Origin of the sequence: uncultured Selenomonas sp. (assembly GCF_963528755.1) — a bacterium.
GTDB lineage: Bacteria > Bacillota > Negativicutes > Selenomonadales > Selenomonadaceae > Selenomonas.
The window spans coordinates 63,776-77,160 of the sequence record NZ_CAURXA010000003.1 but is presented as its reverse complement, the minus strand read 5'-3'; the positions used below and the strand labels follow the sequence as shown (position 1 = coordinate 77,160).

12 protein-coding genes are annotated in these 13,385 nt (G+C 57.5%); 10 read left to right on the top strand and 2 right to left on the bottom strand.

From position 1 onward, the window contains the following. The first annotated feature begins 7 nt into the window (after positions 1-7). The 3 genes from RWS31_RS04335 to RWS31_RS04325 all read left to right on the top strand — a co-directional run bounded on the left by RWS31_RS04335 (position 8) and on the right by RWS31_RS04325 (position 3,412). A complete protein-coding gene (locus RWS31_RS04335) occupies positions 8-373 on the top strand; it encodes a VOC family protein (protein ID WP_314596390.1) in 366 nt (121 codons plus the stop codon). Between the two features lie 256 nt (positions 374-629). Beyond that, complete coding sequence (locus RWS31_RS04330; protein ID WP_314596389.1) at positions 630-1,940, top strand: NAD(P)/FAD-dependent oxidoreductase; 1,311 nt, start codon at positions 630-632, stop codon at positions 1,938-1,940. Between the two features lie 2 nt (positions 1,941-1,942). Continuing rightward, on the top strand, positions 1,943-3,412 hold the full coding sequence (locus RWS31_RS04325; protein ID WP_314596388.1) for a GDSL-type esterase/lipase family protein: 1,470 nt from the start codon (positions 1,943-1,945) through the stop codon (positions 3,410-3,412). A 48-nt stretch (positions 3,413-3,460) separates the two neighbouring features. Here RWS31_RS04325 and RWS31_RS04320 read toward each other — a convergent pair whose 3' ends face one another. Continuing rightward, a complete protein-coding gene (locus tag RWS31_RS04320) occupies positions 3,461-4,102 on the bottom strand; it encodes a YigZ family protein (protein ID WP_314596387.1) in 642 nt (213 codons plus the stop codon). 268 nt (positions 4,103-4,370) lie between these two features. On the opposite strand from RWS31_RS04320, the gene RWS31_RS04315 reads away from it, so the two are divergent. Beyond that, on the top strand, positions 4,371-5,735 hold the full coding sequence (locus RWS31_RS04315) for an amino acid permease (protein ID WP_314596386.1): 1,365 nt from the start codon (positions 4,371-4,373) through the stop codon (positions 5,733-5,735). A gap of 56 nt (positions 5,736-5,791) precedes the next feature. On the opposite strand, the gene RWS31_RS04310 is transcribed toward RWS31_RS04315, so the two are convergent. Next, positions 5,792-6,448 carry a hypothetical protein gene (locus RWS31_RS04310; RefSeq protein ID WP_314596385.1) on the bottom strand — a complete coding sequence of 219 codons (657 nt, stop codon included), beginning with the start codon at positions 6,446-6,448 and terminating at the stop codon, positions 5,792-5,794. A 149-nt stretch (positions 6,449-6,597) separates the two neighbouring features. Here RWS31_RS04310 and RWS31_RS04305 point away from each other — a divergent pair, with 149 nt between their 5' ends. From RWS31_RS04305 to glgD, 6 genes are all read left to right on the top strand, one after another. Beyond that, the gene (locus RWS31_RS04305) at positions 6,598-7,944 is read left to right on the top strand and encodes a methyltransferase domain-containing protein (protein WP_314596384.1); all 1,347 of its coding nucleotides are present in this window, start codon (positions 6,598-6,600) and stop codon (positions 7,942-7,944) included. Between the two features lie 10 nt (positions 7,945-7,954). Further along, complete coding sequence (locus tag RWS31_RS04300; protein WP_314596383.1) at positions 7,955-9,670, top strand: ABC transporter ATP-binding protein/permease; 1,716 nt, start codon at positions 7,955-7,957, stop codon at positions 9,668-9,670. A gap of 51 nt (positions 9,671-9,721) precedes the next feature. After that, entirely contained in the window at positions 9,722-10,297 is a 576-nt protein-coding gene (locus RWS31_RS04295) for an N-acetylmuramoyl-L-alanine amidase (protein WP_314596382.1), read from the top strand. A 9-nt stretch (positions 10,298-10,306) separates the two neighbouring features. Beyond that, positions 10,307-10,603 (top strand): antibiotic resistance protein MarC, encoded by a 297-nt coding sequence (locus tag RWS31_RS04290; RefSeq protein ID WP_314596381.1) that lies wholly within the window; start codon positions 10,307-10,309, stop codon positions 10,601-10,603. Between the two features lie 244 nt (positions 10,604-10,847). Then, the gene (locus RWS31_RS04285; protein WP_314596380.1) at positions 10,848-12,002 is read left to right on the top strand and encodes a glucose-1-phosphate adenylyltransferase; all 1,155 of its coding nucleotides are present in this window, start codon (positions 10,848-10,850) and stop codon (positions 12,000-12,002) included. 40 nt (positions 12,003-12,042) lie between these two features. Further along, positions 12,043-13,149 carry a glucose-1-phosphate adenylyltransferase subunit GlgD gene (gene glgD / locus RWS31_RS04280; RefSeq protein ID WP_314596379.1) on the top strand — a complete coding sequence of 369 codons (1,107 nt, stop codon included), beginning with the start codon at positions 12,043-12,045 and terminating at the stop codon, positions 13,147-13,149. The last annotated feature ends 236 nt before the right edge of the window (positions 13,150-13,385 follow it).

Below are 13,385 nucleotides of genomic sequence, written 5' to 3'. Positions count from 1 at the left end.
GGAGTTTATGAAATTCAAGTTTTTACACAATAACCTCAATGTGCGTGATCTCGCGCGTTCGCTTGCCTTCTATGAGAAGGCGCTCGGACTCAAAGAAGTGCATCGCGTGGAAATGCCTGATTTTACGCTCGTCTACCTGGGCGATGGAGGCTCGACGCCACACGAACTTGAACTGACGTGGCTCAAGGATCGCGAGGCGCCCTACAATCTCGGTGACAATGAGTTCCACCTCGCCTTCGGCGTCGACGACTTCGCGGCAGCGCACAAGCTGCACGAAGAGATGGGCTGCATTTGCTATGAGAATGCGGAGATGGGTATCTACTTCATCAGCGACCCCGACGGCTATTGGCTTGAAGTCCTGCCGAAATGGTGATCGCGCAGTTCGAGCGGACTGCCGCATGGGGAAGGGGCACGCCAAGAATGCAGAATATGAGAGATAAGACGAACAGTCATAAGGGAACGAAAGCGGCGCGGACGGCATGAGCCTCCGCGCCGCTTTATCAATATATAAAATTTATATATTGATAAGTTTTTTGGCGCGAAACGAATGACGGCTGTCGAAGAGCCGATGCGCTTTCGCGCCGCTGCCAAGTCGGGAAGTTTCCCGCACCCAGGAAGGGAGAAAGAACATGAGCAAGAAAACACGCATCGTCGTTGTCGGCGCAGGATTCGGCGGAGTCAAGGTCGTACGCGAATTGGCAAAGGATAAGAGCCTTGACATCACGATCATCGACCGCCGCAACTTCCATCTTTTTCAGCCGCTGCTCTATCAGCTCGCGACGTCACTTCTTTCGACCGATGAGATCGCCTATCCGATCCGCGCGTTTTTCCGTCATAACAAAAACGTCGATCTCTTCATGGCGAAGCTTCGCGGTCTCGACAGGGAGCGCAAGGTCGTCATCACGAATCACGGCGAGATTCCCTACGATTATCTGGTTCTCGCGGCGGGCGCGACGACGAATTTCTTCGGCATGGAGAGCGTCGAGGAGCATTCCTTCCCGATGAAGACCTTGCAGGAGGCGCTGCACATCCGCAATCATGTCATCCATATGTTCGAACGCGCCAACAAGATCGAGCATAACGAGGAGGAGCGCCGCCGTATGCTGAGCTTCGTTGTCGTCGGCGGTGGCCCGACGGGCGTCGAACTCGCAGGCTCTCTGGCCGAGGTCATCAACCTCATCATGAAGGACGAGTATCACAATCTTTCGCCCGATGAGATCAGCGTCAAGCTCGTCGAGGCGACGGGCGGACTTCTGCCCATGATGCCGCCCGATCTGCAGCAGGAAACGGTGCGCGTCTTGGAGAAGAAAGGTATTGACGTCATGCTCAATACGCAGGTCGCAGGCTGCGACAAGAACAGCCTGATCTTGAAGGATGGCCGGGTCATTCCGACGAATACGGTCATTTGGGCGGCGGGCGTCAAGGCAGTGCCGATCATCAGTAAGCTCGGCTTCGCATGTGACCGCGCAGGACGCGTCATCGTCAACGAGAAACTGCAGGTCGAGGGCGAACGCGACATCTTCGCCATCGGCGACTGCGCCTCCTTCTGCCACGGCACGGAGCGTCCGTTGGCGACGGTCGCACCTGTCGCGACGCAGGGCGGCGTCGTTGCTGCGCGCAATATCAAGCGCCTGATCGCGGGCGACGAAAACCTGGAGACGTTCCATTACAAGGATCAGGGTGCGATGGCGACGATCGGCAGGACGGAGGCCGTCGTCAATATGAACGGCACGAAGATGAAGGGCTTCATCGCCTGGGTCGTCTGGATGTTCGTCCACCTCCTGCGTCTTGCGGGCGCACATACGAACACGACGGTGCTCTTGAAATGGACATGGAATCTCCTGTCGGGCACACGTCTTGGCCGCATCATCACGAATATGCAATACGACGAGTCGCGCGAGCTTCGGCCCATGCCGCTCGATCCAGAGGAGAAGGGTTAATCTTGCAAAAAATATATAGCTGTTTTTGGGAAAAAAGTGCCGCCGCTCTGGCGCTGTGCCTTGCGGCAGCGGCCCTTTCGCCGCAGGGAGCGGAGGCTGCAGCGACCTTGGGCGAAGCGCACATGACGGCGTATGCCGCGACGAAGGACCGTACGGTCGTGCTGGAACGCGATGCGGCGCGGAAGGAGGTGGGCGCTCCCATGGAAGAGGATGCGAATGCAAAGAATGAACGGATGGACGAGAGGATGGCGGCAGGCACGAGGCCGCCGATGCCTGTGAATCCTGAGGGGAAGGAAACGGTGCGCAAGCTGCCGAAGAAGCTGCGCTTCTTGTGGCAGCCTGTCGCCGACGCCGTGCGCTATGAGTTCGTCATCGAGGAGGGCGCGGGAGAGAAGGCGAAAGTCGTTTACCGTGACACGCATGTCTTCAACAACGGCGTGGAAATCGCGCTCGCAGGACGCGGCTGGCTCGATGCGAACCACTATTGGCGCGTGCGTGCGCTTGATTACGATGGCAATGCACGCTCAGCTTTCACGCCACCCGCTGCCGTCGAACTGGCCGAAAAGGATCCGGCAGCGCCACATCCGACGAGCGAGTTCCAGAAGATGGACTATGTGCCGCTCTATCCGACGTACTCGTGGATTCCTGTGCAGGGGGCTGCTGAGTACGAGGTCTCCGTCTGGAAGCGAGGCAGGACGGAGCCCGCGCTCCTACACATGCTTTACGCGACCGACCTCACCTGTTACGATACCTATGGTTTCACGACGCCCGGCATTTACTACTGGAAGGTTCGTGCCCTCGACACTGCACGCCAGCCCATCAGCGGCTGGTCGGAGAACGTGCCGTTCGAGGTCAAATCTCCCGTCGTCGTCGCCGCGCTCGGCGACAGCATCACGCACGGTGGCGGCGCCATCGTCTACGGCCCTGACCGCGCACTCTACGATTGGGAAACGTACGCGGCATTTCCCATCAAGAACCTTGGCTACTCGGGCGATACCGTTGAGGCGATGGAAGCGCGTTTCGAGCGCGACGTGCTGCCGTTCCGCCCGAAGATCCTCGTCATCATGGGCGGCGTGAACAACTATCGCGTGGGAGGCAGGGCGACGGATATCATCTCTGTGCTCGCACGCATCCGCGACAAGTGCACGGCGCACGGCATTACGCCGGTCTTCTCTACAGTCACTTCGCTCAACCCCGCGAAGATCGCGAAGCTGCAGTATGCGCAGAATCCGCCCGCCAACTGGAGCGACGAGCAGGCGGCGCTCAACCGCTGGATCTTGTCGCAGCCCTACTGCGTCGACATCACGACGGTTCTCTCCGATGAACGAGGGCAGCTTGAGGATATTTACACAACGGACGGCCTGCATCCCGACAGCGCGGCGAAGCGCTTCATCGGCGAGACGATCAGCAACTACCTGCGCGCACGGTTTCCGCAGGTGGTCGAGTCGATTTTACGCGAGCCGAAAGTGTGAAGAAGGGCTGTACAGAAGCCGATTTCAGCTTTTGTACAGCCCTTCTTTCTATTTTTCGCTTCCAAGCGGTACTCTGCCCCAGACCGTGCCGCGTTCCTCGAAGACGGCTCTGCCCGCAGTGAGGTCTGTCAGAGCCGTCTGAATGGGAGCGAGCTGCTGCTCTTCCAACAGCAACAGCAAGGTGACCTTTTCCTCGTAAATCGCATCTTCTGTGCGAAGATTCTCCTGCCGCACGAAGTTTTCGACGAGCGCGAGAAGCGTGTAGTCGAACGTCACGGCGAGACGCGCAAGCTGCAGGCAGCGCACGAGGGAGGAGGCTTCGAGCGCGAGGTGTGCGGCGTGGCCGTAGGCGCGGATGAGGCCGCCCGCGCCGAGTTTGATGCCGCCGAAGTAGCGCGTGACGACGACGACGGTATCGACGAGGCCGCGCTTCTTGATCGCTTCTAAGATGGGATTGCCCGAGGTGCCGCCCGGCTCGCCGTCGTCGTTTGACTTCTGCTTTTTGCCGCCCGCACCGAGCACCCAGGCGCTCGGGTTGTGGCGTGCGTCATAATACTTCTTCTTGCAGGAAAGCAGGAAGGCGCGCGCTTCCTCTTCCGTTGCCGCGTGAGCGGCTTCGGCGATGAAGCGCGATCGCTGAATCTCATATTCGGCTGTGCCGCCCGTTTCGATCGTCGTGAAATTTTCCATGTGCTTTCGGATCTTCCTTATGATTTAATTCCGCAATGTTCGTTGCGGATGCTTATGCATCTACTATATACTATATATAGTAACACATCTCCCAGTGAAAGACGAGAGGGATCAAAATTCTTGCGATTTCTCAGAAATATTCGCTTGGCATTTCCCCGCGTTTGGTGTAGTATTGTCCTTAAGCTGTATTCGTGCAGAGAGTTTCTCTAGGGGGTTTTAACTTCATCATACGGAAGGTTGTGTTATCAAGGCCATGAATGGGACACAGATGAACAGAGGGTTGAAGAACAGGCATGTGCAGATGATTTCGCTCGGTGGGGTCATCGGCAGCGGCTATTTTCTCGGCACGGGGTATGTGCTGGAAAAGGCAGGGCCGGCGGCGATCTTAGCGTATCTTTTGGGTGGAGTCATCGTGCTCTGCGTCATGCTCTCCTTGGCGGAGCTGGCGGTCGCCAAACCTGTTTCGGGGTCTTTTGTCGCCTATGCACGCGAGAATATCTCTTCGACGTGGGCGTGCGGCGTGGGCTGGGCATACTGGCTCAACTGGATGGCGTACGTGCCGTCCGAGATGATTGCCGCGGGCATCATCATGAACAATTTCGTGCCCGAAGTCAGCCAGCTGTGGTGGGCCGTGTTTTTCGGCCTCGTCGTGACCGTGCTGAACCTCTTTCGCGTCGACAAGTTCGGCGAGAGCGAGTTCTGGTTGTCCCTTGTGAAGATCCTGGCCTTGGTTGCCTTCAGCGTCGTGGCAGCGCTCATTTGTCTCGGACTTTTCGGTGGGGAGGGATTCATCGGCACGCGCATTCTCCTTTCGAGCGGCGGCTTCACGCCGAACGGCTGGTGGGCGATCGTCCTGACGATGGTCATCATCCTTGTGAATTTCCAAGGCACGGAGATCATCGGCCTCGCGGCGGGCGAGTGTAAAGAGCCAGAAAAGAGCATACCCATCGCCGTGCGCAACGTGACGTGGCGCATCATCGCGCTCTACATTGTCCCGATCTCCCTTCTGATCTCCATCCTGCCGTGGGAAGAGGCGAGCATCTCCGAAAGCGTCTTTGCGGCGGCACTCGCCGCGCATGGCCTTGATTCTTTGGCGGCCGCGCTCGCCTTCGTCGTTTTGACGGCCGCCGTGTCGTGTTCGAATTCGGGTCTCTATTCGAGTGCGCGGGCGCTCTATTCGCTTGCACGCATGGACATGGCGCCGGCCTTTCTCGCCCAGATCAACAGCAAGGGCGTGCCGCGCAATTCCATTCTCATGTCGGTTGCGGCATGCTGGCTCGTCATTCTGCTCTACACGTTCAATCCCGATTCGGCGGTCTATACGTATCTTCTCGCTGTATCGGGCTGCACGGGGGCGATCGCGTGGATCTCGATCTGCTGGAGTCAGTATCGCTTCCGCCGCCGCCTCATCGCCGAGGGATTGGAACATACCCTGCGCTACAAGACGCCGTTCTTTCCTTATGTAACGCTCTTCGGCATCTGGGCGCAGGTCTTCTGCCTCGTCGTGCTCGCTTTCACGCCCGACCTGCGGCAGGCCTTCTACATGGGCGTGCCGATGCTCGTTGTGCCGATGCTCTGGCATAGGCTGCGCAGCCTATACCGCGCACGCGTCGCAGCGGCGAGAAATGGCTGAATGAAATAAAATGGGGGCTTCGCATACGTCCTTGACGTATGCGAAGCCCCCATTTTTTATTCGTCCTTTTCCGAAGGAATCGTGAGATTTTCGCGCAGTGCGCTGATTTCTTCGGCGAGGAAGAGACCGGGGGGCGATTCGCGGATCATCGTGTCCTCCAGGATGCGGCTCTGCTCGACGGGGTCGCGCGTAAGGAGCTGCGCGGGGTCGGCGGCGTTCTTCGTGCGGCTGATTGCCTGCTGCTGCGCTTCGGCGTAAGCGAGCGTCTTCTGCCGCACGGCGGCGCAGAGATCGTAGTTGATGCCGCTGAGTGCGAGCGGCGGGATGTGTGCGTCGACGGCGTCACGCGTGTGTTTGGCATCTTCGGTGAGCTGTGTGAGACGCACGTAGGCTGTCTGGATGTCGATCGCGCCCTCCTTGAAACTCTCAAGGATGTTGTGGTACTGCTGCCAGTTGTAGTCGAGCTGCGTGATGTTCTTCTTGTGCTCGTCGTACCAGGCGGTGAAGATTTCTTGCTGCTGATGAATCTCGCTGCGCTCTTCCGCCGTCATCTTGGGCGTGGGCGGCGGCGGGAAGCTCCAGAACGCCGCCGCTCCCGCGAAGAGGAGCGTGAGGGAGAAAAGTGCCCAGATCTTTCGGTTGGGAAGCCAGCGGTAGAGCAGCACGAGGGATAGGAAGATGAGAGCGAGCAGGATGTATTTGTAAGAAGGCATAGGTTTCTTCCTTTCTCGGCGGGAGGAGCGGCAGATAAAACTTTCCTCCATTGTAGCACAAGGAAGTCCTTGCGTGAAGCGGCGAAAATCGTTATACTGAAAGATGGCGTGAAGTAATGAGAAAGATTCGCGCAGAAAGGTGGAAGCGCATGCTGACGATCGTTTTGCTTTTGACGGGGGACAGCCAGGAAGCTCGTATGGCGCAGACGTATCTGCGCGAAAATTATTCGGGAGAGGAATACGAGCGAATCCTTGTCTATTGCGGTGAGGATGCGGCGACTGCAGCGCTTCTGGATCAAGACGCTTCCAGTGTGCTTGTTGACGGCAGGGGGGCAGGCATAGCGGCTTCGTGTAATGCGGCTCTTCAATATGCGCATGGACGGGAGATTTTGTTTGCTGCAGCACCCTACATCCTTATGCGTCCGGCACTTCACTCCATGCAGCGGGCAGCGCGCGCCGTTGATGGTGTCTCGCTCGTTGTGCCGATGATGAAGAAGCCTTTGGGCTGGGATCAGGTGCAGAAGCTTCCCGCAGATCGTAGCTCTCTTTATCAAGATGCAGAGGGTTTGCGCCGCTTTTCCGAAGATTTATCCATGAATTTGGACGTTTTGCCTGCTTCGGTTTCCCTGGATTTCTGCTTCTTGACGCAGCGCCAAGCTCTGCTGGACATGGGAGGCTTCTCGGAGGAGTTTCGCACGACTCCGTTCCTCATGCTTGATTTTTGCCTGCGTTTTTGGCAGGCAGATCGGCCTTGCATTGCAGCGTGCGGGGCGTTTGTCCATGAAAATGCTTTTGAATTGTTCTATGATGCACAAGATGATGCGAGATTTACACAAAAGTATGGCTTGAGTTATCCGTATTCTTTCATACCGCGCACGGAACTTTTGGAGCATATGGACCTCCAAAAAGATGGACTCAATGTGCTTGAAGTTGGTTGTGCCTGCGGGGCAACGCTCCTTGCTATTCGCAATGCGAATCCTAAGGCGGAAGTCTATGGCATTGAATTTGATAAAAAAGCGGCGGAGATGGCACGCCACTTTGCCGTCGTTGAGGCGCTCAATGTGGAGAAGCTGGATCGACCTGCGTGGCATGAGAAGTTTGACTACATCATCTTGGGCGATGTTATTGAGCATCTGCGAGAACCTTGGCAGACGATGAAAAATCTTGCCGCAGTTTTGAAGCCCGGCGGATGTGTCATCATCAGTGTTCCAAATGTCATGCATTTCTCTGTCTTCCGCATGATGCTGAAAGGCCGCTGGCAGTACGAGGAAGCGGGAATCCTTGACCGCACGCATCTTCGCTTTTTCACGCGCACGGAGGTCGTTGCGCTTTTGCAGGAGGCTGGTCTTGAGCCGCAGGAGGTTTTTGATTCAAAGATTACAGAAAGTGAGCAGGATCAAGACTTTATTGCGCAGCTTGCCACCCTTTTGCCGCCAGATGTCGATGCGAAAGAGCTGCATGCTTTTCAATGGAAGGTCGTAGCAAAGAAGAGATAGGGGAGAGTTTGTGGAGAAGAAGAGCGTCTGGCGTATCTGCCGCGCAATCGTTCGCGGCTATTGGTTTTCCGAGGAGAAGTGGAAGGCGCGAGGCCTTCTTGCCGTCGTCATTGCGCTGAATTTCGTTGCGGTTGGCATGCTCGTTCTGATCAACGATTGGTACAACGAGTTCTACAACGCTTTGCAGGCTTACGAGTACGAGCTTTTTTGGCCGCTCGTCGGCAAGTTTGCATTCCTCGCCTTCGTGCATATCGCCGTCGCCGTCTACGCTATCTATCTGCGGCAGATGCTGCAGATCAAATGGCGCACATGGCTCACGGATCGCTACCTCGCACGCTGGATGGAGAATCGCGCCTATTACAAGCTCGAAACGCTTGCCGAGGGTACGGACAATCCCGACCAGCGCATATCGGAGGACATCGGGCAGTTCGTCGAGCTGACGCTCACGCTCTCCGTGGGATTCTTGAAGCAGCTGACGACGCTCGCGGCGTTTGCCGTCGTCTTGTGGAATCTGTCGGGAATTTTGACCGTTCCCATCGGCAGTTGGGAGTTCCACATCTACGGCTACATGCTGTGGTTCTCGCTCATCTACTCCGTCTTGGGAACACTTGGCGCGCACCGCGTCGGCAGGAAGCTCATCGGGCTGAACTTCGAGAAGCAGCGCTTCGAGGCGGATTTCCGCTTCAGCATGATGCGCGTGCGAGAAAACAGCGAGAGCGTCGCTTTCTACGGCGGCGAGACGCAGGAGGTGCGCGGCTTTTCCGAGCGCTTCGCGCGCGTCATCGGCAACTTCCGTGAACTCATGCGTCAGACGAAGATCCTGAACTTCTACATCAACGGTTACGCGCAGCTCGCGATCATCGTGCCGCTCGTCATGGCGGCGCCGCGCTACTTTGGTGGCGAGATGGCCCTGGGCGGACTCATGCAGACGATTTCGGCCTTTGGCAAGGTGCAGGACGCGCTTTCCTACTTCGTCGAGGCATACGGCTCGATCGCCGAGTATGCGGCTGTCGTGCGCCGACTGAGCGGCTTCACGGCGCATATGGAGGAGGTCGATGCCAAGGAGAGCGCGGTCACGCTTTCACCGTCTTCGGGAGGTCTCGACGTGGAAGGGCTTTGTGTCTCCCTGCCCGATGGTACGAAGCTTTTGCAAGGCTGCTCGTTTTCGCTCGCACCGGGCGAAGCTCTTCTCGTCACGGGCGCGTCAGGCGCAGGCAAGTCGACGCTCCTGCGCGCCCTTGCAGGACTTTGGCCGTTCGCGCATGGCCGCACGGCATTCCCCGCGAACGAAAAGCGGCTCTTCCTCTCACAGCGCCCCTATCTGCCGCTTGGCACGCTGGCACGTGCCGTCGCTTATCCTCTGACGGCGCAAGGCCCGCGCGAGGAGATGGAGCGTGCGCTGCGGCTCGTCGGCATGGAAGCCTTTCTCTCGCGGCTCGATGAAGTTGCCGATTGGAGCCACATCCTTTCGCTCGGCGAGCAGCAGCGCATCGCCTTTGCACGCATCTTGCTCGTGCGCCCCGCGTGGGCGTTCCTCGATGAGGCGACGAGTGCGCTTGACGAGGCGCGCGAGAAGGAACTTTATGAAATGCTCGCGCATGAGCTGCCCAAGATGGGCATCGTGAGCATCGGACATCGCTCGACGCTTCGAGAGCAGCACGGAAGAGAACTTCATCTCGACGGGACGGGCGGCTTTTCAACGTGCGTGCTTACAGAATCAGCATGAACCCAAAATGAACCAAGAGTGAACCAGAAACAGAAAGCGGGTATCTCCTATATGAATCGCAGAAATTTCCTCAAGAGCGCTGTCCTCCTTGCTGCGGGCGCCTATGTCGCACCGAGTCTCCTCGTGCCCGAGGAGGCGAAGGCAGCCATTTCGAATGGTGTACATGTCGTGGAGACGAATTTGACGTTCTTGGAGCTTGACAAGCGAAGCTTCACGGATAGTATCATTCTGCACCATATCGGCGACACAGATCGCGAGGTGTCGGCAGCGACGATTCACCAGTGGCATCTGCAGAACGGTTGGTCGGGCATCGGCTATCACTTCGTCGTACACAAGAACGGCATCATCGAGCGTGGACGTCCGCTCGACGCCGTTGGCGCGCATTGCTGGCACCACAACGCGACGTCGATCGGCATCAACCTTGTCGGCAATTTCGAGCAGGCGGAACCGACGACCGTGCAGCTTGATTCCGCCATGCGACTCATCGCGGAACTTTCGCATCGCTACAAGCTAAAGCCCGGCGCGGGTACGGTCTTTGGACATCGTGATTTCAACTCGACGCTCTGCCCGGGCAAGAACCTCTACGCGAAGCTCTCGGGGCTTTGCGCGAGCGCTTCGCGCCTGTAGGAGGACGACATGAGCGAATCGTATCATTATCGGCGAATCCCGAAGCCGCCGCCGGAGGCGAAGGCGCAGGAAAAGACGCGCGGACGAAACACGAAGCGCAACCTTACGCTCGTCATCCTCGGACTTGGCTACGCACTCTACACGCATGATGTGCCGCTTCTCATCGCTGCGGTCTCCATACTGCTCTTCTTCTTGCAGCCGCTCGCGGAAAAGTACCTCGGGAGCTTCGGCAAGGCGACATCAGGTTTCTTGCGCGGCATCGGCATAGCGCTCTTTATCGGGGCGATCGCCATGCTTTTCCTTTGACGGGCGGCGTGCGGCCGCCCTTTTTTATGTGATGCCTTCCGTGGACAAGCGTCTGAAAAATCGAGAAAAAAACATTTTCCGCGGCTATTACAGCAGGAAATCTCCGTGTTTTGTGGAATAGGTATAAAAACGTAAGAAAATGCGAAAGAGCAAGACATTTGTTTCCTCCGCATGGGCGGAAAAGCGCGATGGTTAGCAAGGTGAAATATGGGCGCGGCAAAGTGCGCCCCGAGGAGGGATTTTTATGAGAAAAACAGAGTATCTGGCCATGATCTTGGCGGGCGGGCAGGGAAGTCGACTGGGCGCCTTGACAAAGAAGATCGCAAAGCCCGCCGTGCCGTTTGGCGGTAAGTACCGCATCATTGATTTTCCCTTGAGCAACTGCGCCAATTCCGGCATCGACAAGGTCGGCGTCCTCACGCAGTACCGTCCGCTGGAGCTTCACAATTATCTCGGCACGGGAAGTGCGTGGGATCTTGACAAGAAAGACGGTGGTGTCTTCATCCTGCCGCCTTATGCGCGCGAGAAGGGCGCCGACTGGTATCAGGGTACGGCGGACGCCATCTATCAGAACATTAACTTCATCGACATCGTTGATCCCGACTATGTGCTGATCCTTTCGGGCGACCACATCTACACGATGGATTACTCGTGGATGCTTGAGGCACATAAGGGGCACAAGGCGGAGGCGACGATCGGCGTCATCGAGGTGCCGTGGGAAGAGGCGTCTCGCTTCGGCATCATGAACGCCGACAAGGATGGGCGCATCATCGAGTTCGAGGAGAAGCCGTCCGAGCCGAAGTCGAATCTCGCCTCGATGGGCATTTACATCTTCAACCGCAAGTTCCTGCAGCAGTACCTGGAAGAGGATGCGAAGGACACCATGTCGAGCCACGACTTCGGCAAGAACATCATTCCGAAGATGCTCGCCGACAAAGCTCGTCTCTTCACCTACGCTTTCGACGGCTATTGGAAGGACGTCGGCACGATCGAGAGTCTGTGGCAGGCGAACATGGACCTCTTGCAGGATGAGCCGCCCTTCGCTCTCGACGGCAATTGGCGCATCTATTCGTCCAATCCGTCACTGCCACCGCACTACATTGGCCGCGAGGCGCATGTGAGCCGCTCGATGGTGAGTGAAGGCTCGATGGTCTTTGGCGAGGTGAAGAACTCCGTGATCTTCCAGGGGGTTCGCATCGGCAAGGGCGCACGCGTCACGAATTCGGTCATCATGCCGTTCGCGAAGATCGAGGACGGCGCTGTTGTCGATCATGCAATTCTCGCACAGGGGGCGACGATTGCAGCCGGCGCGAAGGTTGAGGGCGAGGAAGGTGCGATCGCCGTCATTCCCGAGAATGAGGTCATAACGGCAGAGTCCGGAAGCAAGCAGGCGGGCTGAGACACTTGCAGCAAGATTTCGAGGAACGGAGTGAAGCATTGTGAACACGGTCATGGGACTCATCAACCTGCAGGAAGACAGCGGGCGCATCAAGGAGCTGACCGAGAGCCGGCCCATCGGCTCCATGCCGTTTGCGGGGCGCTACCGCGTCATTGACTTCGCGCTTTCGAGCATGGTCAACTCCGGTATCAGCCATGTCGGCATCGTGCTGCCTGAGCAGTCTCGTTCCGTCATGGATCACCTGCGCTCGGGCAAGGACTGGGATCTTGCGAGGCGTCATGAGGGCATGTTTTACCTGCCGCCCGCAAAGGGTGACAAGGACACGCGCCCCGGCGACCTCAAGACCTTCTATCAGAACATCGACTTCGTCGAGCACAGCGCACAAAAGTATGTGCTTCTCGCAAACGCGAGCTACATCTACAACATGAACTTCGCGCCCGTGCTGCGTTTCCATCAGAATACGAATGCGGACATTACAATGGTCTATAACATCGCGAAGGAGGAAGTGCCGGGCGAGAGCGTCGTCATTGAGACGGCGGAGAATGGCCTCGTCGAGGATATCGCCATGAAACCCGTCGTCTACCAGGGGTCGAAGGTGTCAAACGGAGTACTGCTCATGGAGAAGCGCATCTTCGTCGATATGGTGCGCTCGACGTACGAGCACGGCGGCACGGATCTGGTGCTCGACGGCATCATCCGCCGCGCTGACCGCTACACGATGTACGGTTGTATGCACGAGGGCTATACGGCATGTGTCGCTTCGACCGCCTCGTACTACCGTGCGAACATGGAGGCGCTCGAACCTGCGAATTGGGACGAACTCTTTATGCAGAACGGCTTCATCTTCACGAAGTCGAAGGATGGCGTACCCGTGCAGTACAAGGAATCCGCGCACGTACAGAACTCGCTCGTCGCCAACGGCTGCGTCGTCTACGGTGAGGTCGAGAACAGCATCCTCTTCCGCGGCGTGACGGTGGGCGAGGGCGTCAAGATCCGGAATTCCATCATCATGGAGAAGTGCGACCTTGAGGATGACGCGCTCGTCGAAAATGTGATCTGCGACAAGAACGTCGTGATCACGAAGGGGCGCTGGCTCAAGGGGGCGCCAAACTACCCGCTGATCGTCAGCAAAAATGCCGTAGTCTGATAGAAGGGTGCGCCAGCGGTGCGCCCGCAAGGAAGCCGCTCCTGGGCGCTTGCCTCGTGGAAAAGATGGGGCGCACGGGGCGGCTTTTCGTCAATGAAATCATGGAGCAAGAAAGCAGTCTGCATTTCGTCCGCGTCTCTGTGCGTCGAAGCGCTCGGGAGAGTTTCACTGCGCGGTGATCCGTTTTGTGAAAGGCGTGTAGATCCAAGTGGCTGCCAATGTAAGTTAGGAGGACT

What these genes read in the sequence shown, in the direction of transcription:
- RWS31_RS04330 (WP_314596389.1), top strand. Translation starts at nt 630, where the DNA reads ATGAGCAAGAAAACACGCATCGTCGTTGTCGGCGCAGGATTCGGCGGA.
- RWS31_RS04305 (WP_314596384.1), top strand. Translation starts at nt 6,598, where the DNA reads ATGCTGACGATCGTTTTGCTTTTGACGGGGGACAGCCAGGAAGCTCGT.
- RWS31_RS04315 (WP_314596386.1), top strand. Translation starts at nt 4,371, where the DNA reads ATGAACAGAGGGTTGAAGAACAGGCATGTGCAGATGATTTCGCTCGGT.
- RWS31_RS04285 (WP_314596380.1), top strand. Translation starts at nt 10,848, where the DNA reads ATGAGAAAAACAGAGTATCTGGCCATGATCTTGGCGGGCGGGCAGGGA.
- RWS31_RS04295 (WP_314596382.1), top strand. Translation starts at nt 9,722, where the DNA reads ATGAATCGCAGAAATTTCCTCAAGAGCGCTGTCCTCCTTGCTGCGGGC.
- RWS31_RS04290 (WP_314596381.1), top strand. Translation starts at nt 10,307, where the DNA reads ATGAGCGAATCGTATCATTATCGGCGAATCCCGAAGCCGCCGCCGGAG.
- RWS31_RS04335 (WP_314596390.1), top strand. Translation starts at nt 8, where the DNA reads ATGAAATTCAAGTTTTTACACAATAACCTCAATGTGCGTGATCTCGCG.
- RWS31_RS04320 (WP_314596387.1), bottom strand. Translation starts at nt 4,102, where the DNA reads ATGGAAAATTTCACGACGATCGAAACGGGCGGCACAGCCGAATATGAG.
- RWS31_RS04310 (WP_314596385.1), bottom strand. Translation starts at nt 6,448, where the DNA reads ATGCCTTCTTACAAATACATCCTGCTCGCTCTCATCTTCCTATCCCTC.